Source organism: Pseudoalteromonas sp. XMcav2-N (assembly GCF_024124545.1).
Lineage (GTDB): Bacteria > Pseudomonadota > Gammaproteobacteria > Enterobacterales > Alteromonadaceae > Pseudoalteromonas.
Genome location: NZ_JAMXSF010000001.1, coordinates 556,049 through 582,285, shown reverse-complemented (window position 1 = coordinate 582,285; position 26,237 = coordinate 556,049). Strand labels below are relative to the sequence as shown.

The 26,237-nt window shown below is 46.0% G+C and carries 24 protein-coding genes; 12 read left to right on the top strand and 12 right to left on the bottom strand.

The genetic code is table 11. From position 1 onward, the window contains the following. The first annotated feature begins 164 nt into the window (after positions 1-164). The 5 genes from NH568_RS02375 to NH568_RS02355 all read left to right on the top strand — a co-directional run bounded on the left by NH568_RS02375 (position 165) and on the right by NH568_RS02355 (position 3,214). Complete coding sequence (locus NH568_RS02375; RefSeq protein WP_253044513.1) at positions 165-464, top strand: YciI family protein; 300 nt, start codon at positions 165-167, stop codon at positions 462-464. 80 nt (positions 465-544) lie between these two features. Next, the gene (locus tag NH568_RS02370) at positions 545-796 is read left to right on the top strand and encodes a PepSY domain-containing protein (RefSeq protein ID WP_253044388.1); all 252 of its coding nucleotides are present in this window, start codon (positions 545-547) and stop codon (positions 794-796) included. A gap of 3 nt (positions 797-799) precedes the next feature. Next, positions 800-1,474 carry a response regulator transcription factor gene (locus tag NH568_RS02365; RefSeq protein ID WP_054013883.1) on the top strand — a complete coding sequence of 225 codons (675 nt, stop codon included), beginning with the start codon at positions 800-802 and terminating at the stop codon, positions 1,472-1,474. Beyond that, positions 1,468-2,805 (top strand): ATP-binding protein, encoded by a 1,338-nt coding sequence (locus tag NH568_RS02360; protein ID WP_253044387.1) that lies wholly within the window; start codon positions 1,468-1,470, stop codon positions 2,803-2,805. The genes NH568_RS02365 and NH568_RS02360 overlap by 7 nt, the downstream gene beginning before the upstream one ends. Beyond that, positions 2,789-3,214, top strand: coding sequence for a hypothetical protein (locus tag NH568_RS02355; RefSeq protein WP_253044386.1), 426 nt, complete (start codon positions 2,789-2,791; stop codon positions 3,212-3,214). The genes NH568_RS02360 and NH568_RS02355 overlap by 17 nt, the downstream gene beginning before the upstream one ends. A 117-nt stretch (positions 3,215-3,331) precedes the next feature. Here NH568_RS02355 and NH568_RS02350 read toward each other — a convergent pair whose 3' ends face one another. Further along, positions 3,332-4,366, bottom strand: coding sequence for an AI-2E family transporter (locus NH568_RS02350; protein ID WP_253044385.1), 1,035 nt, complete (start codon positions 4,364-4,366; stop codon positions 3,332-3,334). A 201-nt stretch (positions 4,367-4,567) separates the two neighbouring features. On the opposite strand from NH568_RS02350, the gene NH568_RS02345 reads away from it, so the two are divergent. Continuing rightward, positions 4,568-5,464, top strand: a complete 897-nt coding sequence (locus NH568_RS02345; RefSeq protein WP_253044384.1) for a TIGR01777 family oxidoreductase — start codon at positions 4,568-4,570, stop codon at positions 5,462-5,464. A gap of 109 nt (positions 5,465-5,573) precedes the next feature. On the opposite strand, the gene NH568_RS02340 is transcribed toward NH568_RS02345, so the two are convergent. From NH568_RS02340 to NH568_RS02315, 6 genes are all read right to left on the bottom strand, one after another. After that, positions 5,574-8,258, bottom strand: coding sequence for a DUF349 domain-containing protein (locus NH568_RS02340; protein ID WP_253044383.1), 2,685 nt, complete (start codon positions 8,256-8,258; stop codon positions 5,574-5,576). Next, entirely contained in the window at positions 8,248-8,529 is a 282-nt protein-coding gene (locus tag NH568_RS02335) for a DUF1315 family protein (RefSeq protein WP_138552677.1), read from the bottom strand. Before NH568_RS02335 ends, NH568_RS02340 begins: the two co-directional genes overlap by 11 nt. Positions 8,530-8,531: 2 nt before the next feature. After that, positions 8,532-8,858: a hypothetical protein gene (locus NH568_RS02330; protein ID WP_253044382.1), complete on the bottom strand. Its 327-nt coding sequence runs from the start codon at positions 8,856-8,858 to the stop codon at positions 8,532-8,534. 202 nt (positions 8,859-9,060) lie between these two features. After that, entirely contained in the window at positions 9,061-10,791 is a 1,731-nt protein-coding gene (locus tag NH568_RS02325) for an AGCS family amino acid carrier protein (protein ID WP_253044381.1), read from the bottom strand. A 67-nt stretch (positions 10,792-10,858) separates the two neighbouring features. Beyond that, on the bottom strand, positions 10,859-11,986 hold the full coding sequence (locus NH568_RS02320) for a M14-type cytosolic carboxypeptidase (protein WP_253044512.1): 1,128 nt from the start codon (positions 11,984-11,986) through the stop codon (positions 10,859-10,861). A gap of 212 nt (positions 11,987-12,198) precedes the next feature. Beyond that, on the bottom strand, positions 12,199-13,644 hold the full coding sequence (locus tag NH568_RS02315) for a glyceraldehyde-3-phosphate dehydrogenase (protein ID WP_253044380.1): 1,446 nt from the start codon (positions 13,642-13,644) through the stop codon (positions 12,199-12,201). A gap of 333 nt (positions 13,645-13,977) precedes the next feature. On the opposite strand from NH568_RS02315, the gene NH568_RS02310 reads away from it, so the two are divergent. Continuing rightward, a complete protein-coding gene (locus tag NH568_RS02310; protein WP_253044379.1) occupies positions 13,978-14,784 on the top strand; it encodes a DUF2989 domain-containing protein in 807 nt (268 codons plus the stop codon). A gap of 48 nt (positions 14,785-14,832) precedes the next feature. Here the strand turns inward: NH568_RS02310 and NH568_RS02305 are convergent, their stop codons facing one another. Continuing rightward, positions 14,833-15,420, bottom strand: a complete 588-nt coding sequence (locus NH568_RS02305) for an ABC transporter substrate-binding protein (RefSeq protein WP_253044378.1) — start codon at positions 15,418-15,420, stop codon at positions 14,833-14,835. A 192-nt stretch (positions 15,421-15,612) separates the two neighbouring features. Beyond that, the gene (locus tag NH568_RS02300) at positions 15,613-17,214 is read right to left on the bottom strand and encodes a bifunctional diguanylate cyclase/phosphodiesterase (protein WP_253044377.1); all 1,602 of its coding nucleotides are present in this window, start codon (positions 17,212-17,214) and stop codon (positions 15,613-15,615) included. A gap of 226 nt (positions 17,215-17,440) precedes the next feature. Between NH568_RS02300 and purM the strand changes: the two genes are divergently transcribed. The 3 genes from purM to NH568_RS02285 are packed head-to-tail and all read left to right on the top strand — an operon-like array spanning position 17,441 to position 19,867. Then, entirely contained in the window at positions 17,441-18,493 is a 1,053-nt protein-coding gene (purM, locus tag NH568_RS02295; protein WP_253044376.1) for a phosphoribosylformylglycinamidine cyclo-ligase, read from the top strand. Then, positions 18,493-19,155: a phosphoribosylglycinamide formyltransferase gene (gene purN, locus NH568_RS02290; protein WP_253044375.1), complete on the top strand. Its 663-nt coding sequence runs from the start codon at positions 18,493-18,495 to the stop codon at positions 19,153-19,155. The genes purM and purN overlap by 1 nt, the downstream gene beginning before the upstream one ends. Further along, entirely contained in the window at positions 19,097-19,867 is a 771-nt protein-coding gene (locus NH568_RS02285) for a DUF3108 domain-containing protein (RefSeq protein ID WP_253044374.1), read from the top strand. Before purN ends, NH568_RS02285 begins: the two co-directional genes overlap by 59 nt. A 71-nt stretch (positions 19,868-19,938) precedes the next feature. Here the strand turns inward: NH568_RS02285 and NH568_RS02280 are convergent, their stop codons facing one another. From NH568_RS02280 to NH568_RS02270, 3 genes are all read right to left on the bottom strand, one after another. Continuing rightward, positions 19,939-20,703, bottom strand: a complete 765-nt coding sequence (locus tag NH568_RS02280) for a class II glutamine amidotransferase (RefSeq protein WP_253044372.1) — start codon at positions 20,701-20,703, stop codon at positions 19,939-19,941. A 288-nt stretch (positions 20,704-20,991) separates the two neighbouring features. Then, positions 20,992-21,369 (bottom strand): hypothetical protein, encoded by a 378-nt coding sequence (locus tag NH568_RS02275; protein WP_253044370.1) that lies wholly within the window; start codon positions 21,367-21,369, stop codon positions 20,992-20,994. Between the two features lie 784 nt (positions 21,370-22,153). Continuing rightward, positions 22,154-22,705: a hypothetical protein gene (locus tag NH568_RS02270; protein ID WP_253044369.1), complete on the bottom strand. Its 552-nt coding sequence runs from the start codon at positions 22,703-22,705 to the stop codon at positions 22,154-22,156. 176 nt (positions 22,706-22,881) lie between these two features. Between NH568_RS02270 and NH568_RS02265 the strand changes: the two genes are divergently transcribed. Next, positions 22,882-23,289 (top strand): nuclear transport factor 2 family protein, encoded by a 408-nt coding sequence (locus NH568_RS02265; protein ID WP_253044368.1) that lies wholly within the window; start codon positions 22,882-22,884, stop codon positions 23,287-23,289. A gap of 494 nt (positions 23,290-23,783) precedes the next feature. Next, on the top strand, positions 23,784-26,195 hold the full coding sequence (locus NH568_RS02260) for a TonB-dependent receptor (RefSeq protein ID WP_253044367.1): 2,412 nt from the start codon (positions 23,784-23,786) through the stop codon (positions 26,193-26,195). Positions 26,196-26,237 lie beyond the last annotated feature (42 nt).

Here is a 26,237-nt window from a genome sequence, read left to right as displayed (position 1 = left end):
TTCAAGTATAAACGTCTAATCCGTCGCGCAGAAGCGTAAACCAAATGGCCTTATCCATGCCAGACAGCTTATTGGTTAATGCTTCACAAGAGTGTATAGCATTTACACCAAGGGGAGATTCAGTCTATGATAGCCCCAAATTACAAAATAATCCCCAGCACCTTATGCTATACATGATCTATTCAACTGACGTTGAAAACTCTTTACAGAAGCGTCTGGCTGCACGCCCTGCGCATTTGGCAAGACTGGACGAGCTTGCACAGCAACAACGTTTGTTTGCCGCAGGACCGTTGCCCGCCATTGACAGCCCGGATCCAGGTGAAGCCGGATTCACAGGTTCGCTGGTCATCGCTGAATTTGACTCCCTTGCACAGGCCCAAGCCTGGGCTGCGGAAGACCCCTACATCGCAGCTGGTGTCTATGCTAACAGCGTGGTTAAACCATACAAGAAAGTACTGCCTTAACAAGTTCAGCATGGGTTAAGTCGATCAGTCTTAGCCTGTGCTACAAGATGTTAAGCAACCCTAACCGTGGAGCTTATTAAATGCAGTTGCCAAGATGTTTTGCTACAGCGCTGATCTGTTGTTTACTGGGGTTACACTCTGCGCAGGCCACCGAGAAGCAAGACACAATAAGCAAAAAACAAGCAGTTAAACTTGCAACCGACCAGTATGCGGGTAAAACCCTCAAAATCTCCAAGCAGGGAGACTATTACATTGTGCGCATTTTACGCGACGATGGTCGGATCATAGATTTAAAAGTTCACCAGGTTACGGGCGAAGTGAAGAAGGACTAAACAATGCGAATTCTTGTAATAGAAGATGATATACAACTGGCTGAGAACCTGCGTACCGCGCTGGAGAAAGAAAAATATAGTGTGGACCTGTGCCACGATGGAGAAAACGGTCTTTTTCACTTAACTGAATACCCGCTTGATCTGGCAGTGGTCGATCTGGGCTTACCTAAGCTCGATGGCATTGAACTCATCAGACAAGCACGAGCAAAAGATATTAAATTACCCATTTTAATTTTGACCGCTCGGGATCGCTGGCAGGAAAAAGTCGAAGGGCTGGATGCCGGTGCCGATGACTATCTTACTAAGCCGTTCCACACAGAGGAGTTGATCGCTCGGTGTAATGCCTTGATCCGCAGAAGTGCCGGACAAGCGAATCCTGAGATTTGTATTGGCCCGGTTAAAATCCACACTCGCTCTCAGCAAGTTTGGGTAGAAGATCGGGAGCTGACACTAACAGCTTATGAGTACAAGGTGCTTGAATATCTGATGGTCAACCCGCACAAGGTTATCTCAAAATCGGAGCTGACAGAGCATATTTACGATCAGGATTTTGATCTGGACTCGAATGTAATTGAAGTCTTCGTGCTCAGGTTAAGGAAGAAGCTGGACCCGGACGGCACACTGAATCCCGTAGAAACACTCAGAGGTCGAGGTTATAGGTTTAAAAACCAGTGGTAAATCGCGCTCAGATCTCTCTAAAAATAAGGCAAGGATTTATCCTTGTCTTTGTTTTAATTGTCGCCCTCCCCGCGTTGTTTTTCTCGATTGGCCGTGCCTACTATGCCACTTTAGTAGACGCCACAGAAAAAACGCTGGAAGCCCACCTCTACTCACTGATTTCCGAAGTCGACTTTGTGACAATGGAAATGCCAAACAGCATTTTAGCACCTGAACTGAACCGCCTTAATTCAGATACTTACGCACTTATTTATCAGCAAAATGCGCTGGTATGGCACTCAGAATCAGCAATGAATCTAACCGTAACGCCAGACATCTCGCAAAGTAAAGCCGGGGCGGCGGAGTTCGAGCGAGTTGAATACAATCAGGAACTTTATTGGCAGCTGAGTATGACCGTCATTCTTGGCAATGCCAGCCATTCACAACAAGCTAAGTTTATACTTTTAAAGAAAAATTCGGCTCTGGTTGCGCAAATGGCACAGTTTCGTAACACCCTGGTGAACTGGATGCTGGTTATGGGCGTGATGATCGCGGCACTGATGGCATTTGGTTTTATCTGGAGTGCTCGCCCACTGCAAAGGCTGGACAAGGAAATAAAGGCGGTTGAAGCCGGTGAAATAGATAAGATCAGTGGCCTCTATCCGGTTGAATTGAATACCATTAAAGCGGATCTCAATTTACTGCTGGACTCGCAAAGACGCCAGAAAGAACGTTACCGTGCCTCACTGAGCGATCTGGCGCACGCGCTTAAGACCCCGTTGGCAGTGCTAAAATCGAGCCCAATGGCAAAGAACGATGAGGCTCAGGAACAGCTTGACCGTATCAATGCTATGATTGAGCACCAGTTAAAGCGGGCGGCATCCGGCGCCTCTGATGCCTGGAAAAAGCAAACTCGCGTACAGCCTGTGGTTAGTTCTATTCTAAATGCTATGACCAAGGTCTATCACGATAAGCATATTAACTTTAGCTCTGAGTGCCCGCAAGAGGCGGCTTTTTTGGGAGATAAGACCGATCTGATGGAAATTTTGGGCAATTTGATCGACAATGCCTGTAAAGCCTGTAATTCTCAGGTCGATATAGAAGTGAAATATAATCAAAGCAAAGGTGTACGTTTTATCATTAGTGATGATGGTCCCGGGGTACCCGAACAAAACAGAGAGACCTTGCTACAACGAGGGACACGACTCGACACCTACGAAAGTGGTCATGGTGTAGGGATGGCCATTGTGTCTGACCTCGTCTCTTCCTACCATGGAAGCATAGACATTGATTACAGCCAGCTGGGCGGCGCTCAGTTTACAATAGAATTTAGTTATGAACAGAACCAATAAAACACTGTGCTTTTTTACCCTGTTAACGCTCAGCGTGTCTGCACACGCCGCCAGGCTAACCCTGCAGCAGTGCGACCACCTCAATTCAGATCACCCTGAAAAAGCCAAACGTTACTTAATGTGCCTGGATGGTAATATTGAGTTGCTTGAGCGCGAGAGGAAAACCTGGATAACCAAGTTGGTGATGGACACCGAAAACCTGCAAAAAGAAACCGGCAACTCCCAGTTGCTGCCCATTATTCAACGTAGCTTTATCAATCAGGAACGGTATATGGAAGATGCCTGCCGCTGGCGCTATCTAAAACAGATGCCCAACGCAACCATGGCAGCAAAAGTCTATAAACGCTGTAAAATCGAGTTTATTAAGCAACATACACATGAGTTACAAGCAGATTTTCTGCTCCAGTAACCCTGGTAATTCTGTCTAAAACTCATAGCATACACCAGCCTGTATCGGATAGTGATAATCAACACACCCTTGCTTCAAGATTGGTTTTAAGTTGATTGAGCTGCCAGATAGCCTTCGCTATCTGGCATTATGTTGCTCTTCACCACCCAACATAGTCGCCAGCCAACGTCCGTCCTCGCTGTTCTCTAGCGCTATCTTAACAACCATAGTAAGTGGTACAGACAGTAGCATGCCTACCGTGCCGAGCAACCACCCCCAGAAAATCAAGGACAGGAACACGACTAAAGTACTGAGGCCCAAGCCTCTGCCCATGAAACGAGGCTCAATAATATTGCCCATAATGGTGTTAATACTGATATACCCCGCTGCAACTATGGCGCTGACCATAGGGTTGTGAGTGACAAGCGCTAGCAACACCGGAGGAACAGCGGCGATGATAGAACCGATATTGGGGATATAATTTAGTAAAAATGCAAAGACGCCCCACAAGATAAAGTAATCAATATCAAGTACCCACAGAAAGCCCGCGGCCAACACGCCCGTTGCCAGTGATACCAAGGTCTTAATTGCCAGGTAACTGTTGATGGAATCCAGGAAGCGGTCAATCTGTTTCATTTTCATATCCGGATCATCCAGCGCCAGGTGCACTTTAGTGCTGATCATTGGTGCTTCAAAGAGCATAAATACCACAGTCAGGAGGATCAGGAAAATATTGGCCATGACGCCGCCAAAACCAGTGAGCATATTGGTTGCAACATCAATCATTTTGCCCGGATCAAAAAGTGCGATCAGTTGTTGTTTGTCTACCAAGATATTGTACTGCGCCGCCATATCGACAAACCAGATAAATTTGCTTCTCAGCGCTTCACGATATTGGGGTAGCTGGCTGGAAAAATCATTGAGCGACTGGCCAACCAGACCTGTCAGACTCATGCCCATCAGCATGACCAGCATAATAATCAGGACAATTGCCAGCCCCTTAGGGATCCGGTAATTTGCGAAAAACTTCAAAAGTGGATTGCAAATAATGGCAATAAAGGCCGCCAAAACAAAAGGGACAACAATTTCGTTGGCCAGTTTTATTCCGGCTAAAACAATGAACAATGATGCGATAACGACTAAGCTTTTAGTGATCCCAGACAATGAAGACACGACTTTTCCTTACATTAACTGTGCGAAACCGGTGATTATTCCCGGTATATGACCCGGGCATTGGGCAATTCCTAACAAAAAATGGCCGTCCGGGTGCTTCATTGTAACGGAATTTAGCATCAAAGCACGCACAACTATTAAATTGATCGTCAATACACTGCACTGAGTATAAGAGACTAAATTATTAAAAATGGGTTATACATGAATGTATTAATTACCGGCGCCACCGGACTGATAGGCTCAGAACTTTGCAAGTTCCTAGTCAACAAACACAAAATAATCGTCTTAACACGTAATGTGTCTGGAGCCAGACGCAAGCTGGACAGCAAGATTGAACCCATAGATAGCCTGGATCAGGTTAATTTCAATGAGCTGGATGTCGTGATTAACCTGGCAGGAGAACCCATTGCAGACAAACGCTGGACGGACAAACAAAAAGCACGCATTGTGAACAGTCGAGTTTTATTGACGCGTGAACTAAGCGCGCGGATCCGAGACTGCCAAACCCCACCACATACCTTTATATCAGGTAGCGCCATTGGTTATTACGGCAGGCAAAGTGCAACCGTCAAAGTGGGGGAAGATTTCGACGAGCCCTACCAGGAGTTTAGTCACCGGCTGTGTAAAGAATGGGAAGAACAGGCTAATCATGCTCAGAGCGAAAAAACGCGAGTCTGTATTGTCAGAACGGGCATAGTATTGTCGAAACATGGTGGCGCCCTGAAAAAAATGTTGCCCGCATTTAAATTTGGGATGGGCGGTCCGATGGCCAGCGGAACACAGATGATGTCCTGGATCCACATCGACGATATGGTGCAATTACTCTTATTCTTACTCAAGCATCAGGAGTTGTCCGGTGTATTTAACGCCACAGCCCCGGCTCCCGTGTCGAACAAAGAATTTGCTGAGCGCCTGGCGCTGACACTCAGGCGACCGGCCATGTTTACTATGCCTGAATTCGTGCTTAAAGCTATGTTTGGTGAGATGTCAGAGCTACTTATTTATGGCCAGCGTGTGTTGCCAAGACGCGCGCTCAGGGCCAACTACCGTTTTCGTTATCCAAACCTTGAAGAAGCATTACAGCAACTTTTACATTAATATACATTTCACTCAACTCCTATTCAATTTGAGGAGTAAATAGGTATAACTTTGCTTATTACAGACAATAAAAAAGCGCCTTACGGCGCTTTTTACATATAAGCCTTGCTTATGCAGTCAAAACTTTAATGAGTCTTTCCTGTTCAACATTTTGAGTATCATTCACGACCTGTGACAGGTAGCAAGTGAGGTAATACTCCAGTGACTGGGCGCCGCCCTGTAACTTGGCTTCCAGCAACGCTACCTGCTCTGCCATTCTAGCTTGTTGAAAGCTTGCAGGAGAATCATTGTTCGTCATCACTTCAAGTCGCAGCAATAATTGCTCAGCAGTTAGCCCTGAATCATTCCCACTCAGCCAGTTGCCTGGTGGTGTATCTCCGACACGAACGGCCTCAACCAGCTCATTAAACTTTTCACGACTCTGCGCCGAGTATAGCTCATTCAACTTTGCTTCTATCTGTTCTAACAACTGCTGTTTGGTTTTTCTCAGCGATGCAAGCACCTCTGTGCTAATCACTGCCTCTTTGACCGACAGCAGCTCTGACTGGGTTTTAGCATCGATCATTTGGCTGTCCAATTCAGCCAGCAACTGACGTTGCTGTGCTTCCTGCGCCTGAGCCTGTTCACGTTCCGCGTTTTTCTGCTCCTGACGTTTGCTAAATACCGCATCGTTGTGCTTTCTGAATTCCTGCCACAATGTGTGTTCCTGCTTAGTGCCGGCAAAGCCAATTTCTTGCCAGCGTTTTTGCAGGGTTTTCAACGTATCGCAGGCTTGACCGACATCTTCCAGCTCCAGTTGCTCCTGCGCTTCCGCCACCAACTTTTGCTTCAACTGTGCATTAGCCTGATGACGGGCTTTCAATTGCTCATTAACCTGAGTATAAGCGTCACGATAACGTTTATTGAGTGCCTGATAAGTTGCCGCATCCAGGCTACCTGCACCGCGCCATTGTTTGTTGACCCGATTAAACACACTTTCAACCTGACGCCAGTCTGCTTCAGGCTGTTGCGTCAATGGGATGAGTGCGGCCATCTGTCCGACGAGTTCTTCGCGCTGTTCAATTACCTTTTTACGTTGTTCATCTTGCTCAGCAAAATACGCACGACAAGGGGCGAATAAGACCTCAATTTTCTCATCAAACTGAGCTGCCTGCGCTTTCTCCTCGTCGCTTTCAACGCGTCCGAGTTCATTCCAGCGCACTCGCAGCAATTTAACCTGTGCTGCACGGGCTTTAGGATCGACTTCCTGCTCCGTCAGCATCTCATCAAGCTGCTGCAATAACTCAGTACGCTTAGGTTGTGACGCATATTTTTGCCAGTCTTTTAGCTCCTGCAGGGCTTCGCTCAAAGTTGTGAACTGTTTTGCAAGTTGCTGTTTAAAGCCTTCACTCAACTGCTCATAGCTTTCCATAAAGCCATTAAACACGCCAAACGCAACATTAAAACGACCCTGGTCAAGCAATCTTTGTACATCACGCGCTTTTTTGCGCGCTTCTTTGAGATGTTTATCCTGCACATCAACCAGGGGTTTCATAGTCTGATTGAACTGGGTGCTGATTTCCTTGAGTTGTTCTGAGGCATGCTTCTTCAAAGCCGCAGGTAATTGGCGAAGTTGTGTTTGAGCATGCTGATAAGCCTGCTTCTGAGTTGCCAACACAGTATCAAGCTGTGCCAGCTCTTCGCTTGGCGCAACCTCTTTAAGTGCACTCAATGCCTTATCGAATTGTTCCTTTGCGCTTACAAGCTCAGGTAAGCTTTCCAGCTGTTTGGCACTGTCACGCACCTTATCAAGTAACGCCTTTAGTTCAGGCTCAACATGGTAGTCAGACGCTTCGATATCACTTTTAAGCTGGGTCAGCTGTGTATGCAGCTTATCCTGAGCGGTCAGGTCCAGAGCTGTCACTGCATCAGACAGTGCCTGCTCTAACGCCTCATACCCAGTTTCAAACGCATTTATTGCGCTCGCTTTCGCTTCAGCCTGCTCAGCTTGCTGCTGTGCCTGTTCAAACGCAAGCTGCAATACCTCACGGTGCTTGCTCAGCTTTGCCAAGATAGATTCAAACTTTTCCTGGTTAGCCTGCCGTGCTTCTTCGCTCAGCCACTGTACTTCAAGCGCCTGCCATTGTGTCGTCAATGTATCAGACTGGCTGGCAACCACTTCATAATCCTGTTTGTCACGCAGCGCATTCAGCTTGGCCAGAACCAACTTGGCCTCCTGAGTCACCTGTGCTGGCATAATCTGGCTCAAACGTTGCTGCTCCAGCGTATGCTCAAGCGCAGTACGCGCCTCCCCTGAGGCTGCCTTAAGTACAGCCTTTTCAAGTTGGTACTGAGCGATCAAGGGCAGTAACTGTACCTGTAATGGCTCACCACCTTCTTTAAATGCTTTTTCAATCAACTTTGCATTGGCGAGGCGCTTGAGTAGTTTTGCCTTTTGCTCGTTAGCGATATCACTAAAAGCGACTTTTTCCAACGTTTTTGCGGGTGCATAACGGTCAATGTACTCGTCACGGATCTCCTGACTCAGCGAATTGGAACCTGATAACACAGCCTGAGAAATATGCTGCTCTGCCAGTTCTTTCAATTCCTGATCTCGCTTATACACCTTCCACCACAAACTCAGATCATTCATTTTATCCAGGACTTTTTTCCTGATCTGACTTGAGTCGTCTTCCAGCGCGAGTGTTTGTAACACGTCGGCGTCTTTGCTTGTGTCCAGTTTGTCCACAGCGGCTAATCGCACCTGTGTTTTCGGGTGCTTCCATTTAGGAGTAAAAAGGTTTTTAAAGATCATTTTCGCTAAACCTGGCTATTTCATTGTCTGCTTTAAATTCTTGTTGCAACTCGCGTTTGGATTTTTGCACCATTTCACCTTGCTCATTGATAGTGAACTGCTCTGTGCTTTTGGCCACTTTTGCCTGATATAACATGACCAGCTGAACTGTTTGTTCTTTTTGCGCATCACTCAGCTCGGTACCATCCGGCCAGCGCCCGGTAGCGGCGCCATACTGCAGTCGCTCATAAAGTTCCGGCGTTATATTTTTAACTAAACTGTCTATATTCATGTTCACTTTTTCTTTTTCAGTACCACTAAAATCACTCGGTTTACCAAATACCAAACCAGGCCAACACCAATTGCGCCCTTGGCTGCCAACATTTCCCATGTCCCTTCTACAGGCTGCTGCCAGTAAAGGTATAAGAACCCTCCGAGAAATAAGATCAGCGCCAAAAATGAATAATTCATAATAGTTTGCTGTTTCTTAATTCGTCTGCGAACCGTTTCTCTGTACAGAGATTCCTCATCCATATTCGCAAGATCAAAATGACAATTTGGGCAGGTTTTGTGCATAGAAGAAATGGGCTTGTTACAACTGGGGCATTGGGCAATTGCCATACTCGAGTGACTCCTAACGAAAAACTAGCATTTACACGCCGGCCACCTTTAGAGTGCTGATACCTGAGTACTTAGTATCGCGCTGACTGAGCAAAAAGCTGCTGTCAAATCAAGCAATAGTAAGCCCCTGTGGTACGACTGCTTCATAAAGAGTAAGACCAAAAAATAAGGCGCCATGTGGCGCCCTATTCTACTTGGTTTATTAAGGTTTGTCTTTTTGGAAATGCATTGAATTGTCTTTTTGTACCCCGGTATTTCCTTCAGACTGGCTCTGCTCTTTATCGAACTTGTCCCAATACTCATCAACAGAGTCTTTCATTTCTTTACGCAGCAACATGATCCCGAACAGGTTTGGCAGCGTCATTACAACAATGCCGACCGCTGCCAACTTCCAGATCAAGGTTGTATCTGCAAATGATGCCCAGAAGAACCCTGCTACATAGAAAACACGATATGGCATTACCGAACGTGAGCCCAACAAATACGTCATTGCTCGGTCACCATAATATGACCAGGCAATTGCCGTAGAAAATGCAAATAACAGCAGACCAATAGAAACTATATACTGGCCATTTTCCCCAAAGAAGCCTCGCGTAAATGCCTTGGTTGTCAGCTCAGCGGAGTGAACCAGTGACTTACCTTTAATGCTAATACTGTTATCGACCAGCATGCCCTTGTCGACTTCAACAGTCCCGGTATAACGGTGTTTCGCCGTGATCCCAAAACGGATATCTTCACCGATTGAGCGCGAGTGAATGACAGTAAAGTCTTTGTTGACCGCAACACCTTCGACAACACGGATGTTACCACTGTATGCCTCAACACTATGACCATCAATCCCATTGAGGTATTTGTATAATTCTTCCCGGTCACTGTCGTTCGATTCAACATAGTTGCCGTGCACTATGGTCATTGATGAACGCTCAAAGGTCGTTTCGAACTTTTCTGTCCACACACCAGAGGACAAGATAACCAAACCGGTCAGCGTACAGATCACTATGGTATCAATGAAGGGCTCCAGAATAGAGACCATACCTTCAGAAACCGGCTCATCTGCTTTGGCAGATGCGTGCGCAATCGGTGCTGAACCCTGACCTGCTTCGTTCGAAAACAGACCGCGGTTGACACCCCGGTTAAAGGCATAAGCAAAAGATGCGCCCAGGAAGCCACCCACAGCAGCCGAACCACTGAACGCATTCATAAATACTGCAGCAAAAGACGGTATAATGTTTTCAGCGTTATACAGAATAACGGCCAATGCACCGATGATATAAACTGCCGCCATTAAAGGTACGACCCGAGAGGTGATCGCTGCAATACGCTTGATACCACCAAGAATAACTAAGGCAAGTAAGATAGATAGCACCGCGCCGGTGACCATAGGTTCAATATTGAAGGTCGCTTCCATACCCTGTGCGATGTTGTTGATCTGCGGTAAGCTACCTGTGCCGAATGAGCTAATCACGGTTGCAATTGCAAACAACACTGCCAGCCATTTCATATTCAGGCGGCGGTCCATATAGTACATGGGGCCACCGGCCATAGTGCCATCTTCTGCTTTGGTACGGTACTTGTGCGATAAGGTCACCTCAACAAACTTGGTCGTCATACCAAAAAATGCGGTCATCCACATCCAGAATAAGGCTGCCGGACCACCAATTGAAATTGCCAGTGCCACACCACCGATGTTACCAGTACCGACTGTCCCTGACAGAGCAGTTGACAGGGCCTGGAAGTGCGTCGTGTCCCCTTCATGACTTTTCTTATCGTATTTACCGGTGACAATTTTGCAGGCATGCTTGAAATACCGGATCTGTGGGAACTTTAAATACAGGGTAAAAAACAGACCCACTCCAAGTAATACATAGGGGAACCACCAGGAGCCCCCTAACAAGGCATCCAGACTATCCAGAAAACTTCCTAACGCGTCCACGACTCTTCCTCTTCTTCGTTGTTATTATATGCAAACAGGCAACCCATGAGGTTGCCTGTGATGATGATTATCTCAGATTATCGACCACGTTGACGATGGCCGCTAACGTATCCTGACCAAACTGATATGAACGGCGATCAGACCAGCCATAATGTGGATCAGGTAAATTTGCATTGTCCTTGAATGGCATCTCAATGGTATATGCCAGGGCTTTAAAGGCTTCGCCCACAGCACAAGATGCAACAGTCAGGTTAGCCTGACCTGGCTCGTCTTTCGGGTAGCCGAACTCATCCTGAAACTCTGGTGTAATAGTCAACAAAGCCTGCTTAAATTGCTCTTCCAGCGAAGCCAGACGGGCATCATAACTTGGGATCCCTTCGCTACCTGCAACAAAGTTGTAGGGCAACGCTTCGTCACCGTGAATATCCAGATACAAATCCAGGCCGGTTTCATGCATTTTGTTTAACACATGAAAAACCTCAGGCGAGTTTTCAAGCGACGGCGTTTGCCACTCACGATTAAGGTTCACCCCTTTGGCATTGGTACGCAAATGACCGCGCACGCTGCCATCCGGGTTCATATTTGGCACAACGTAGAACACCGCTTTCGACAACAGAGCTGCAGCATGCGGATCTTCGTCGTCCAGCAACTTGTGCAGCAGGCCTTCTACAAACCACTCTGCCATCGTCTCACCAGGGTGTTGACGTGCGGTGATCCAGATTTTTTTCTTTTCATCTCCCGGCTCACCGACACACAGCAAACTGATATCACGGCCATCCAGAGTTTCACCCAGTGTTTCTACGCGACATGCATCATGGCTCTGTGCCCAATACACCAGATCCAAATGACGCTCATAACTATACGGAGCAAAATAAGCGAAATAAGTATGATGACACTCAGGTTCAAAGTCGATCACCAACTGACCATCCTGATAGGTGCTCGGCACCCGGAACCAGGTTTGTCTGTCATAAGAGGCCACAGCCTGATAATCATCCCACCCTTCTGGATAAGCCGAGTTTTGCAGATTGTTAATATGAAGCTTGTGTTCTACAAATGGCGTCGATTCAAGACGGAAGTGGAACCATTGAAAAAATTCAGAATCGTTATCGTGGTTAATTTCCAGCTGAATATCTAGTGGAGCCTCAGCAGAAATTACTTTGATATTTCCGCTGTCAAAATTACTGGTGATCTTCATCATATACCCTAAATAAAAAAACCATCTCATTGCGTCAGATGTTATGAGCAAAGCGCCTGACGGCACGTCACACAGTCAAGGTATTTTGTTTTAACCTTGATGATTTTTGTTAGTGATTTGTAGCAATAAATCTGCTGCAAGCCTAACACACCTGGTGCGAGACAAAAACAAAAAAAGCCAGCAATCGCTGGCTTTTTTGGACAAAGCGTGAATTAACGCGGCAGGCTCGGGAATTCCACCTCAGCCATATCGCGCATTACGCGTACAACCTGACAGCTGTAGCCAAACTCATTATCGTACCATACGTAAAGTACTACACGGTCGCCGTCAACAATAGTCGCTTGCGAGTCAACCACACCGGCGTAGCGGCTACCAACCAGGTCAGTTGATACAATTTCAGTCGACGCAGTGTAATCGATTTGGTCACGAAGCTCAGAATGCAAAGATGTTTCGCGCAGGAACTCGTTTAGTTCCTCAGCCGTTGTTTCAGCATTCAGGTTCAGGTTCAAAATAGCCATTGATACGTTTGGCGTAGGAACACGGATTGCGTTACCCGTTAGTTTACCAGCTAGCTCAGGCAATGCTTTTGCTACAGCCTTAGCAGCACCTGTTGAAGTGATAACCATGTTCAGTGCGGCACTGCGACCACGACGCTCGGCTTTATGGTAGTTATCGATCAGGTTTTGGTCGTTGGTGTAAGAGTGAACTGTTTCAACGTGGCCATTCTTGATACCAAACTTGTCGTTTAGTGCCTTAAGTACAGGCGTGATGGCGTTAGTAGTACAGCTTGCAGCAGACACAATTTTGTCTTCAGACAGAATATCCACATTGTTAACACCGTAAACCACGTTCTTGATGTCACCTTTAGCTGGTGCAGTCAGAAGTACTTTGGAAGCGCCTTTAGACTTCAGGTGTTTGCCAAGGCCGTCTTCATCTTTCCATACACCCGTGTTATCTACAACCAGTGCATTCTCGATACCGTACTGAGTGTAATCCACTTCCTCAGGAGAGTTTGCATAAATAATCTGAATGTAGTTACCGTTTGCTTTAATAGCGCCTTTTTCATGGTCAACAGTGATTGAACCGTTGAATGGACCGTGAATTGAGTCGCGACGAAGCAAGCTTGCGCGTTTTTCAAGGTCACCATCGCGACCACCACGTACCACAATTGCACGCAGGCGCAGGTCAGCGTGAGAACCGCCGCGTTCAATCAACAAACGCGCCAACAGACGACCGATGCGGCCAAAACCATACAGAACAACGTCGCGAGGGGCCGGACGGTTGCCTGTATTAAGCAGATCAGCAAGCTCAGCGTTCAGGTATTCTTCGATTGAACGACCTTCACCTGCATTTTTATAAATGTAAGCATATGCCAGTTTACCTAAGTCAACACGGCCAGGTGCCAGTTCCATCTTGCTGATGGCTTCCAGGAAAGGGAAGCTCTCGCGCAAACGCAGTTTAGTTTCTTCGAAACGTGCAACTGTCTTATGGGCTTTAATAACATCGATAGTGCTGGTATTTACAAGAGGACGGCCATAAACCGCAATTTCAACACCCAGATTACGATACAAACGACCAATGATCGGTTGCATGCTTTCTGCGTAGTCTTGACGTTCTTGCCAGCTGTTTTGATATTCTTGCTCGTGAGATGAGGTCATTTTTTCTGCCTAATAAACAATTTTTGAACGGATAGCCTAACCGAGCCTGATGTATTGCATAATTTGAGAGTCAACAGGCCCCAAGGCAGCGACATTTTAATTGAAATGGCTGCAATTCTCCACCACTTACTGAGATTTGTTACTGTAAAATTAACTCCACAGTTAACCTCACATAGTTTGACCTGCCATATAAGCATTAAAATATAAGAAAAACAGCTGAGACACGCTTTGGTCGCAATCCCTTGCTACACTTGAGGTAAATAAAGGGTGGCCAGAATTGTCGAAATTGGTACTATACACGCGCAACAACAAAGACTTGGAGAACGTACAACAATGAGGTGGTGGCTAATATCAGGCCTGTGTATTACGACAGCGTTGCTCAGTGGCTGCGATGACACAATCACGCTGAATAAAATCTGCACTGAGACCCCTGGGTTTTGTGAAGATCTCAACAAAGATAGCCATTGTAAAGAGGAACGCGCAGAGGTGATTTTTGCGCGCTATCAAGAATACAAAGCGCCTACTGATGACAACCGATACACGTTGCTGAAAAATTTTGAACAATATAACGAGTGTGTTTCTCTGGCCGCGCAAATTGAGCATATCAAACTAAAAGAAAAAACCACGTCACGCGTTGAAGGTCATCTGACCAGCCTTAAAGAAATGACTCGCATTTATCAGGACACAGTTAATACGGAGCACCCTGGCCTGCTTTATTACCACTGGTCCAGACAGAACAACCGGCTCGCACTGAACAAGCTGTTGAATATGCAAGATCAGGACAATGTGAAAAGTGACCCGGAAATACAGCTGTTTCTTGCTACTTTTTACGCGAAAATAGACGACGACAAAACCATTGATATTCTGTACCAAGTGCTTGAACTTAACAAAGCAGGAGAAACTCCGGATCCTGAGGTATTTGCCAGCATGGTGAGTATTTTTTATAAGCAGCACAAGTATAAGCATGCATATATCTTTGCCCGCGTGGCACAGCTATCTGGTTTTGAGGATATTGATATTCTGCCGTTAGAACATAAACTTTCCGCAAGCGGCAAAGATTTGGGTGCTTTGGATACCCTGGCAGCAGAAACCTGGGAAAAGATCAGCAGCGGGGAGTTTCTCTCCCCGAGAGATTTCTAACGTCATACAGATTTATCTCAGCCTGAGTAGCCAACAATGGCTACTCAATTAGCTTTTAGCATTCAGCTCAGCCGTCACCTCAGCCAGACCGACCTGTGAAATACGCACCGAGATTTCTTTTTGTTTCGCACTTAGTAAAGAAATTCCCTCCGCAACCAGGTCATACACCCGCCATTGCCCTTTTTTACTTTTGCGAAACTTAAAGTGAATATCAATATCAGGACCCGCAGGTTGCTTAATTACCGCTTTGACGGTTGCATACTTGCTTTGTTCATCCATGGGCATAGACTCAAACTTTACCTGCTGGCCTTTGTATTGCTTCAGCGCGCTTGCGTAGCTCACTTCCAGATAATGTTCAACCGCCGAAATAAACGCAACAGCCTCCGGTTTTGTAAGACCTTTAATGTGTTTGCCCAGCAACTTATAGGACACAAACCGAATATCAATATGTGACATCAGGTGTGTCCTCACTAATTTACGCATTTCTTGTGGGCTCGCCTGACCATCCTGATTGATTTGTTTGATATCTGAAAACAGGGTTTCCCCCACCTCATTGATGAGCGCCAAGGGTGCTTTAGAGGCCCATGTCAGGGATGAAAACAGCAATAAGAAAATTCCGACAAGTAACTTGTTCACGTTCGTTCCTCGATACTTTTATTAGTTGACTTCCTGGTCCAGCTCCAGCGCAGAGCATAGAGTCAGATGGTGTGCTATTAACTGTAACGCTAAAGTCATGTTGAGTGTGTGAAAAAGTGTATGGAAATCGTTCAAATTCAGGAACAGGTCAGGTTAACCCAGTGTGCACAGAAGCGCACAGATGATCTCTATTTAACGTTTAAGTACTTTCTTAACCACCCGGTGAGAATGCAGCCACTGTTTTGCGCTCTCTCGCTCAAGCGCTTCACTAATATAATAGCCCTGCAAGTACTGGCACCCTTTACTATTAAGGTAGGCCGCGGTTTTGCTATCTTCAACTCCCTCAGCCACCACAGAGCAACCCAGTCGGTTCGCCAGATAAATGGTCGTCTCAACGATTGCCTGATCCTTGTCGCTACTCAGACAATTCGTAATAAATGAACGGTCTACTTTAATCTGAGAGATCGGCAATTCCCTGAGCATAGAAAAAGACGAGAATCCAGTGCCAAAATCATCGATACTGACTGAAAACCCCATATCAATCAACATGCCTATCATATACTTAGCCTGATCAACATCGACCATAACCATACTCTCTGTTAACTCAAATACAATACAGCTGGGTCGGATATTGTACTTTGATTGAAGCTCAACAAGTTGGTTGATGAGATAACGACCATGAAAGTCCTGACAGGATAAGTTGATATGTACAGTCACGTTTGGCTCTATGGTCAGAAAGTGGCTTAACTCGTTGAATACACGCTCAATCACAAATGCGCTGACCAGTTTTATATAATTGTTTTTTTCGGCAATGGGAATGAAGGTCATCGGGCTGATAAAAGCGCCATCGGTACCGCGCCAGCGAAGTAATGCCTCTAGTCCATGCACTTCGTTATTATGCCCACAAACCAGTGGCTGATAGTACACCTCGAGCTGATTTTTATTAAGCGCCATTTTTAGCGCGTTAAACAATTCAAACTCGGCTTCCACGTCATCGTGTAAAGTTTGGTCGAATATCACCAGGCTTTGACGGCTGCTTTTAGCTGCATACATTGCGATGTCGGCGTGCTTAAGCAGTTGAGTAACAGAGGGCTTTTCCTCTACACAAAAGATACAGGCACCTGCGCTGTAGAATACGTCGACCTGAACATCATCAATCACCAGACCGTCATTAAATGTTTTGAGCAGCGCATTATTGAGTCCAAATAACTCTGTCTCGCTTGCCGAATGCGTGACGATGACAAACTCATCTCCACCCATTCTGAAGACCTTGCACCCACGGGGATTCAAAGACCGCATTTTGACTGCAAAAGCAATGAGCAATTTATCACCAAAAAAGTGCCCGAGCGCATCGTTTACTTGTTTAAAGTTATTGATATCCATGAGTAACACACTGAATGCACTACCTTTGGCAATACACTGCTCAATGTACTTGGTACATTCCTGACGGTTTTCGAGTTGTGTCAGAGAGTCGTGGCGAGCCTGATAGCGTTCACTCTCAGCAATATCCTGAAGCTGAAGCAGGCTGGCACGGCTAAGCCGAACCACCACAATAACAAAGACCGCACCGAGCATCAGGATCACTGACAAACCTAATACCAACGGGAAGTCGTTCTCGGTGTGATATACTTGATGTGCAAAGGCCAGGTAACCACAGATAAAAAATAACACCAGCGCAAATAACACCTGCCAGCCTCTGTTTTGCGCAATCCGACAGATATGTGTTGCAGGGAATAACGCTGCTACCAATAGCAGGAACCCAGTCAAAATAAGGCCTAAGCTCAGGTTTTCCACATCTACCACATTCACACCGACTGAAATGTACTGAGTATAGTGAACAAATCACTATCGCGCGTTGCAGATACAAGGTACATCGATCTGACAAGTGAAGATTTAGCACCATCAGCTACCTGGGTTATCCATGCTTATGCCAACCAAATCGACTAGCCGCACTGGCGCATTTGATGTAAAATACGCGCGTTTCTAAGCAAATCCATTCTGTTATTTTTGAGGAAAACCTGTGAGCGAACAAAAACAGTCTCTTAGCTATAAAGACGCAGGCGTTGATATCGATGCGGGCAATGCATTGGTTGAGCGCATTAAAGGGGTAGTTAAAAAGACGCGTCGCCCTGAAGTGATGGGCGGTATTGGCGGCTTTGGCGCATTATGCGAACTACCAACCGGATATAAAGAGCCTGTCTTAGTTGCTGGCACAGATGGTGTGGGTACTAAACTGCGTTTGGCCATCGATCTTAAAAAGCACGATACCGTAGGTATCGACCTGGTTGCCATGTGTGTAAACGATTTGATAGTGCAAGGTGCTGAACCCCTATTTTTCCTTGACTATTACGCAACAGGTAAGCTGGATGTTGACACTGCTGCCGACGTGGTCACAGGCATTGGTACTGGCTGTGAGCTGGCAGGCTGCGCCCTGATCGGCGGTGAAACAGCTGAAATGCCAGGCATGTACGAAGGCGAAGACTATGACATGGCTGGTTTTTGTACCGGTGTAGTGGAAAAGTCTAAGATCATTGATGGTACTAAAGTTGCCGAAGGTGACCAACTTATCGCACTTGCTTCAAGCGGTCCACACTCAAACGGTTACTCGCTGATCCGCAAAGTACTGGAAGTATCTGGTGCAGATACCAGCGAAGAGTTTGCAGGCAAACCCCTGTCTGAACACCTGCTAGAGCCAACACGCATCTACGTTAAGCCGATTCTGGAGCTGCTGAAAGAGGTAGACGTACATGCCCTGTCACACATCACAGGCGGTGGTTTCTGGGAAAACATCCCACGCGTATTACCAGAGTCAGCCAAAGCAGTTGTAAAAGGCGATAGCTGGGAATGGCCTGCAGTATTCAACTGGCTACAAGAAAACGGCAACATCAGCACCCACGAAATGTACCGTACATTCAACTGTGGTGTTGGTATGATCCTGGTAGTACCAGCCGACAAGCTAACGCAGAGTCTGGAGATCCTAAAAGCACAGGGCGAGAACGCCTGGCACATTGGTGAAATTCAGGCTGCAAATGCAGGCGAAGAGCAAGTTGAAATCCTGGGTGGTGCCGAGTAATGGCACCCAACCGATCTCCAATTCGTATTGTTGTGTTGATATCTGGTAGTGGCTCTAATTTGCAGGCCATTATGGATGGCTGTCAACGCAACGACATCAATGGCGAGATCTGTGCCGTCATCAGTAATAAAGCCAACGCGTACGGGCTGCAAAGAGCCCAACAAGCGGACATTGAAACGCAAGTGTTAAGTCATAAAGACTTTGACAGCCGCGAAGCCTATGACCAACGTTTGGCGCAATTAATTGACTCTTATAATCCAGATTTAGTTGTATTAGCTGGATTTATGCGTATTCTAACTGCAGACTTAGTGCAAAAATTTAAAGGAAAAATGTTGAACATTCATCCTTCTTTGTTGCCTAAGTACCAAGGGCTGAATACCCACCAAAGAGCGATTGATGCAAAAGAAACGTTTCATGGCGCCAGTGTTCACTTCGTGACAGAAGAACTAGATGGTGGACCGGTCATCGTACAAGCTAAGGTGCCAATCCTGGCTGATGATACTGCGCACACGCTGTCACAGCGGGTTCATGAACAAGAACATATAATCTATCCTTTGGTGGTCAAGTGGTTCAGCGAACACAGACTAACGATGGAAGCAGACTATGCCGTTTTTGACAATCACCCCCTTCCAGCTCAAGGCGCAACTTACCCAGAAGAATAAAAAATACAGCGCTTTACTATTAGGTTTAAGCGCTGTTTTCTCATCTTCCTTATTAGCCAGTGACATTGTACCCTACCGCGCTGAATATGACGTATTGCGCAAAGGCGAGGTTCATGGCAACGCCATCAGAGAGCTTTCGAAAGTCTCAAACGACACCTACTCACTCAACTACGAAAGCAATATCGAATGGATGATCTTCTCAGACGAGCGAACTGAAAACTCTCTGTTTACTTATCATGATAAAGTGCCAAAACCTTTGTTGTATACGCTAAAGCGCGAAGGCACTGGCCCCGATAAAAATTACAAGATCCGCTTTGACAGAGAAAATAAGCAACTCTTTAAAGACGACGAAAAGTATCCCGTCAATGCCGACTGGAACGAAAAGCGCCAGGATGTTTTGTCATACCAGATAGCGCTGCGCAATGATGTGAAAGCCGGTAAAACCAAAATGAGCTACCCCATTGTGGATAAAAATGGCAATGTCCGCAGCTATGATTTTGAAGTGCTTGGCACCGAGGCCATCACACTGCCTATCGGTAATGTAGAAACCATAAAAATAAAGCGTCTGTACGATAATGACAAGCGCCAGGCCATGGCCTGGCTGGCACCAGCATACCACTACTCGGTTGTACAAATGTTCAAAGGTAAAGATGGTGTGGAGCAGTTTATGATCCAGCTAAAGAGCTTTGATGCAGAGCAGCCGGCTCAGTAATATAGGAAAGCCCTGATAGTCAGGGCTTTTTTTGTGTCGTTCATTCAGAAAGCCGGCTCGACAGGTCGGCGCTATATTTTCTCTCCAAGCTTAAACAACACAGACTCCCCAGGTTCCATCTTATTCCACAGCTCATCATTCGTCAGTGGCCGGGTCGCAATCACTGTCACCACGTCATCCGGGGTGGTTTCTTTTTGAAAATCCACCACCATATCCGCATCAATGAGTGTTGCCTTACCAAAAGGTGCACGACGCGTGATCCAGTGCAGATTGTTAGAGCAATACGCCAGCACAAATACGCCATCGGTCAGCAGCATATTGAAGACTCCTTTGTCCATCAGGGTCTTTGCCAGCTTGGCTGCGTAGCGAAATACGGTCGCCATGTTTTTTGGCCGTTTCGGGTATTTTTCACGGATCTTGTCCAAAATCCAGCAAAACGCCAGCTCACTGTCAGTGTTGCCCACCGGCTTATAAAACTCGGTAGTCAGGTCCTTATAATTAGACAACTGGCCGTTGTGGGCATAAGTGATCTCCCGGCCCCACAGTTCACGGGTAAAAGGATGGGTATTCTCAAGGCAGGTTCTGCCGCGGTTGCCCTGGCGAATATGGCTGATCACCGAGACACTCTTAATCGGATAGGCTTTAACCAGCTTAGCAATTTCCGACTGACAGCTTGGCTCTGGGTCTTTAAACGTCCGACACCCTTTCCCCTCGTAAAACGTGATCCCCCAGCCATCTTTATGCGGCCCGGTATTCCCCCCACGCTCCAGCAACCCGGAAAAACTAAAACAAATATCTGTGGGTACATTGGCAGACATGCCCAAAAGTTCACACATAGAATAAAAAGCCTTTAAATTTCATATATATCGACCTGAGACATTCTCATTTTTACTTTCTGGTCTCAGTGTTGGTCACAGTTTGTGATTATGCTGACCAAAATGCTTGTGTGCCAAATTTTATCACCAAGTGGCAAAGGGTACCAATGCGTAATCCGGGGTTTTGTTTTATGATAGCCCCAATGGAAGTGACCGTCGGGAAGAGGTCCTTTGATACAATCGTGTGTTTGCTTAACGTATGACACAAAGCTCTATTCCAATGTAAGATCTGATTCAATCAACTTTTGTCTACAACAACTTCTCACCTAAAGTAAATTCACATAAGTACTCAGGTAAAAAGTCTAAACCATCAGTAACTAAAATACCTTGTATTTTGTTTCTCTCAGAGTATTGGACACGAATGAATTTGTAAGCTGGCAAATAGTTATTTACGACTTCAAGAGTTAGTTCTGTAACATCATTTTTCTTACTTGACCCCAACCTCTTAACTTCACGTGATTCATACAAAATATTCGTAAAACCGAAAATGCTCTTCAAAACTTCAATAAAGACAGTTTCATCACTTTCTGTAGGGTAGTTGCTTCTATAGCCATCATTAATAGCTTCTATATCCCAATAAGCAGCAGAGTCTGAAATGTTAAAGTTACTCTCTTTTGAACTATACAAATAGTACAGGTAATTATTAAAAGGTTTTAACTACTCATTTTGGCACATGTTACTCTCTGTTGCTTGTACTCCAAGACAGATAAACATTGAAATAAAAGCAAAAAAATGCTGTTTAAATTTCAATATCCTGTTCCTTCCTCTTCTAGTCATAAACACCTAATATTTCATCCTATTCCAACTCTTAGCAGTACTCAAAACCGCTCAACAGTTCTTCATCTAAAAAATGATAACCCAATGACATGAAAGCTATAAGGGTTAATATAGAGACAATGTTTTTCATTCTAGTTCTTGCTTGATTCCAGTATTTAGCATTTTGGTGTTCTACTTTCGCTCTTTTTCAAAAATGACTTGTCCGCTAGAAAGCACAACCAGTCTGGTTTGCCCGATAAATATATCGTAATACCAGCTTTTTCTATTTGAGTGAAATGGACGTAATGAGACTGACTTTATTTGATAATACTTCTGTCCAGTCTTTTTTAAAAAGGCGACTTCAGCTTTATGTATCGCCTTTTCCATTGGCATAGATATATTAATTAGCGGGTCAAAATCTGGTTGAGACCGTGCGACTGAATCAGGGATCACTAAGTTATAAGTCTTCGATGACTTTACACCGTTTACAGTAGTGGTAATTGAACGGCTACCCATCACTTCACCGTTGGCAACAAGAGGCAAGAATAGTGCGAAAACTAAAATTCGTTTTTAGGCATTGACTATATTCCTTATTGTTAGCCATAGAATTAGTGGACTCTAAGGGCCAGAATGGCAATTAAGTTATGTTCTAACATCAATCTCTCCCCCCACCCCGCTCTGCCGTAATCCTCATATCAATATACCACTTCTCACTACCTTCAAGCTGCTTGCTGCTTTCCCAAACAAAGCCCTTGTCACTTATCTGACTAAAGCGAAAACGTGCGGGTTGTAGCTCGCCGTTTGGCAGGCGCTGTTCAACTTCAAGGTGGACACCTTCTTTATCTTTGTGTGCAGTAAATGGGTTCAGGGTTGCGCTCATTTGTACGGGCAGAAATACCTGATGCCAGTGTTTGTCCTGGAGTGAAAAGGTTCTGAGTGTTCTGCCTGCGTAGGTTACATTACCCTGTGCATCCAGCAGGCTGAAATCGTCCACTACCATTTTATCGTCAAAGGCATAGTGAGCATGCCAGCGACATGGCGCTGAGAACAGTGTCTTCCCTTGCGGGTCCAGCTGCTCATAGCGGCACTGCCAGTGTCCTATCAAGAACGCATAGTCGCTGGCCGCTGCGGGTGCCCCTGGGTAAAGCTCGGCGCTTTTTAAATGAAAGGAACAGACAACGAGCAAACATAAAAATAGACATCGCATAGTAAGGTCTTCAATAACAACACGGACTTTCAGTATGCCGACAAATATCAATACAACCAAGTCTTTGCAGTGTTATTCTCTAAGTAGCGCGGATTGATGTTCCCTTGGTGCGACCCGTTAAAACCCGACTATACTTGGGGCACCACTTTCGAACACAATCATAATAAGCACATGCTATGGCACACACGCTTACGTCCGAGCAATTAGCGCGCGGCTGGATACAGGCCTGGATAGACCGGGATATGGCATGGTTGAACACCTATCTTGCACCAGACTTTCTGCATATTAGTCCATTTGGCCGGTTAACAGGTCGCGAACACTACCTGAACACAGTGGCACCTCTGGCGGCTAAGAGTGTGCAAAAACTAACCATAGTTTCGGTTATTGCCGGACCAGATGAGTCTGCCATCTGGTTTGAAAATCACACTCCAGCGGGAATTATTCCTTCTTGCGACTGGCTGACAATTGCAAATGGGACCATTAGTCAGATCCACTCTTTTTACGACAGTGCCCATGTGCGCGATACGCTGACGTCAGAAGAACAAAGTCAGCTAAATGCAACTTTGCCACCCAAACCCACCTAACGTGCATTGTCATTTTGCAATCCTATTCAGTACCAATACTCACACCGACACACTCATTGGCATACTTATTCACCTTTCATTTAAAATTAATCATAGCAACCAGCCGCGACCTTTTGTGCTGACATAGCCATACATCAAGCCTTTCAACAATGTATGTGAAACGGTGAGGTTTTACACTCAGTGCATACTTTTTCGCTGGCACAAAGACTAAACAACAATCAACCAAAACATAACCCGCATAATTAATTCAAATAACTGCATATATTGACCAGATGAAAGATAAACAAACCCACAAAACCACTAATTATCGAGAAAATTTTTTTATTGAAATTTCATGCATGAATTTGCCTAAAAACCCGTTGATAGTGAATATATTTGCAAATATAATAAATATTAATTCACGTACCTTTTTCAATGATCTTGTTACCTGATTCACTTTATGCTTTCTTAGTTTGCATAAAAACAACAACCAGTACATTTCAGGATGCGCTACAATGCTAAAACCTAAACTCATTTCTCTGGCCATCGCCGGTGCGCTGCCAGGCTCGCTGCTGCTGTCATCCGCAGTTAATGCCGACGAAGCCGGTGTGCAAGAAAAATCACTCGAAGTTATTCAGATCACGGCAACCCGACGCAGTGGCTCTGTACAAGAAGCTCCGCTCAACATTACTGCGCTTGATGCAGACGTAATGAAAGATCAGAACATCGGTGAGCTGGCCGATGTTGCACGCTGGGTGCCGGGACTGACAGTGACGGATCAGGGGGGTCGTTCAGGCTCACCTATCATAGTACGAGGTCTCAACACCAACTCATCAGGCCCCGGCTCTGATGGCGGTACAGTTGCTACCTATATCAATGAAATACCGGTGTCACTAGATATGCGCCTGACTGATGTAGAGCGAGTCGAAGTATTGATCGGCCCCCAGGGCACCCTGTATGGCGCAGGCACCTTAGGTGGCGCCATTCGCTACATGCTTAAAGCGCCTGAGTTAGATATCACCACGGTTCAGCTGTATGGTGATATGTTTCAGAACAAAGAAAGCGACTCTGTAGGCGGTGAAGGCGGTTTTGTCTTTAACGCTCCCATCATCGAAGATGAACTGGCGCTGCGTGCCAGCCTGAATCACTATAACGACCCCGGGTTTATTGATTATAACTATGTGGTACGCGAAGCCGGTGTATCAAAAGCCGATCCCGACTGGACAGATCAAAGTGCGGTAGATAACAACCTTCGACGGGTTGCCGACGCGAACGGCGAGACCACCACCACAGGGCGCATCTCTGTGCGCTGGAAACCAAACGACTGGTTTGACGGCACGCTCAACTACTTTTATCAGAAACAAGAAAGTGAAGGCCGTTCTATCGTGCATTATCAGTCACTCAATCCTGCAAACGGACTGAATGATCGTATCGGCAAGTACGAATCAGGTTATCGCTACGAGGAGCCCAGAGACAAAGAAGACGATCTGCTTAGCCTGGAGCTAAAAGCCGATCTGGGCTTTGCCGAACTGGTCTCAGCGTCGGGCTGGTCGAGCTTTGAAGCCGACGGTCAACGCGATCAAACAGACTTGCTGATCCGCCTTGATTACGGCTATGAAGAATTCCCCTCTTTCTCAGCATTTACCCGCGAAGAAGAAGAGGAAGATACCTTCACTCAGGAAATCCGCCTGGTATCGCAGGGCGACTCCGACTGGAACTGGATTGTAGGCGGTTTCTACAACAAATTTGAAAGTGATGCCAGCAGTAAAGAATTTACCCCAGGTTTTGGTGAATTTGCCGTTGCCGAATTCGAGGGTGCGCAAACCCGCCCGGACAACCTTGAATATTTCTCGGTCGATCGCAGTGAAATAACCGAACAGGCACTGTTTGGTGAAGTTGGCTATCAGGTCTCCGACAAACTGACTATCACGCTGGGTGCACGTTTTTATGAGTATGAAGTAAAAGCAGCGTCTGCCGTAGACTTCCCGCTGGCAAACACGTTATATAGTGGCGCCAAACCAGACGACATCACACTGGACTTTAAAGATAGTAACGCCGATGACGACGGCAACCTGTTTAAATTCAATGCCAACTATCAGTTTACAGATTCTGTCATGGCCTATATCACAGTCAGTGAAGGGCTCCGTATTGGTGGCTCTAACGGTCTGGATCCTTGCCCGGATCCATTGCCAGACAAACAGCTCGGCTGTGGCATGCCCGATGAGATGCTCTATGAAGCTGACACAACAACAAACTATGAAGTGGGTCTAAAGAGTACCTGGTTAAAAAACCGCTTACACTTTAATGCGGCGCTGTTTAACGTTGACTGGGACAATGCCCAAATCTCTGGTGCCACTGTTATCGGGCAGCTGCCTTATACATCTAATGCAGGTTCTGCCAATGCCAAAGGGGTTGAGATATCCACACGTGCTATTGTGAATGATTATATCAGTATGTATGCAACCTATGCCTACACTAAGGCTGAGTTAACCGCAGATGCACCTTTCCTGTTTAATGTCGACGGCACAGATGGCGCCAAAGATGGCGACAGGCTGCCAGGTTCTCCGGAACATCAGTTCTCGCTGGGCGTAAACTACTCAACAGAAGTGATGGGCGATAAGACCTTAGATATCAACTATGGTTTAACCGCGCAGAGCGATACCATTTCCAAAGTAGGTTTGCGCGATAGCGGCGAAACCCTGTCTGGTTATGGGATCAGCAACCTCTCAGCCAAGCTGACTGGCGATATGTGGTCTGCCACTTTGTACGTAAACAACTTATTCAATAAGTATGCGTTTACCTCTGTGCGCCGGGACGTTCGGGATATCACCACCGCCAATGGTGCTGAGATCCAACGAAACTATGGCCATTACCTCAATAAGCCTCTGACAGTCGGGATTAAGTTCGACTATCAATTTGAACTTTAGTAAATTTAACTCTCCCACTCCCAGGCTCATCCATAGTGATGA

Bases quoted from the DNA above. Each gene is read 5' to 3' on its own strand.
- NH568_RS02375 (WP_253044513.1), top strand. From the start codon at position 165: ATGCTATACATGATCTATTCAACTGACGTTGAAAACTCTTTACAGAAG.
- NH568_RS02370 (WP_253044388.1), top strand. From the start codon at position 545: ATGCAGTTGCCAAGATGTTTTGCTACAGCGCTGATCTGTTGTTTACTG.
- NH568_RS02365 (WP_054013883.1), top strand. From the start codon at position 800: ATGCGAATTCTTGTAATAGAAGATGATATACAACTGGCTGAGAACCTG.
- NH568_RS02355 (WP_253044386.1), top strand. From the start codon at position 2,789: ATGAACAGAACCAATAAAACACTGTGCTTTTTTACCCTGTTAACGCTC.
- NH568_RS02345 (WP_253044384.1), top strand. From the start codon at position 4,568: ATGAATGTATTAATTACCGGCGCCACCGGACTGATAGGCTCAGAACTT.
- NH568_RS02340 (WP_253044383.1), bottom strand. From the start codon at position 8,258: ATGATCTTTAAAAACCTTTTTACTCCTAAATGGAAGCACCCGAAAACA.
- NH568_RS02335 (WP_138552677.1), bottom strand. From the start codon at position 8,529: ATGAATATAGACAGTTTAGTTAAAAATATAACGCCGGAACTTTATGAG.
- NH568_RS02330 (WP_253044382.1), bottom strand. From the start codon at position 8,858: ATGGCAATTGCCCAATGCCCCAGTTGTAACAAGCCCATTTCTTCTATG.
- NH568_RS02320 (WP_253044512.1), bottom strand. From the start codon at position 11,986: ATGAAGATCACCAGTAATTTTGACAGCGGAAATATCAAAGTAATTTCT.
- NH568_RS02315 (WP_253044380.1), bottom strand. From the start codon at position 13,644: ATGACCTCATCTCACGAGCAAGAATATCAAAACAGCTGGCAAGAACGT.
- NH568_RS02310 (WP_253044379.1), top strand. From the start codon at position 13,978: ATGAGGTGGTGGCTAATATCAGGCCTGTGTATTACGACAGCGTTGCTC.
- purN (WP_253044375.1), top strand. From the start codon at position 18,493: ATGGCACCCAACCGATCTCCAATTCGTATTGTTGTGTTGATATCTGGT.
- NH568_RS02285 (WP_253044374.1), top strand. From the start codon at position 19,097: ATGCCGTTTTTGACAATCACCCCCTTCCAGCTCAAGGCGCAACTTACC.
- NH568_RS02280 (WP_253044372.1), bottom strand. From the start codon at position 20,703: ATGTGTGAACTTTTGGGCATGTCTGCCAATGTACCCACAGATATTTGT.
- NH568_RS02270 (WP_253044369.1), bottom strand. From the start codon at position 22,705: ATGCGATGTCTATTTTTATGTTTGCTCGTTGTCTGTTCCTTTCATTTA.
- NH568_RS02265 (WP_253044368.1), top strand. From the start codon at position 22,882: ATGGCACACACGCTTACGTCCGAGCAATTAGCGCGCGGCTGGATACAG.
- NH568_RS02260 (WP_253044367.1), top strand. From the start codon at position 23,784: ATGCTAAAACCTAAACTCATTTCTCTGGCCATCGCCGGTGCGCTGCCA.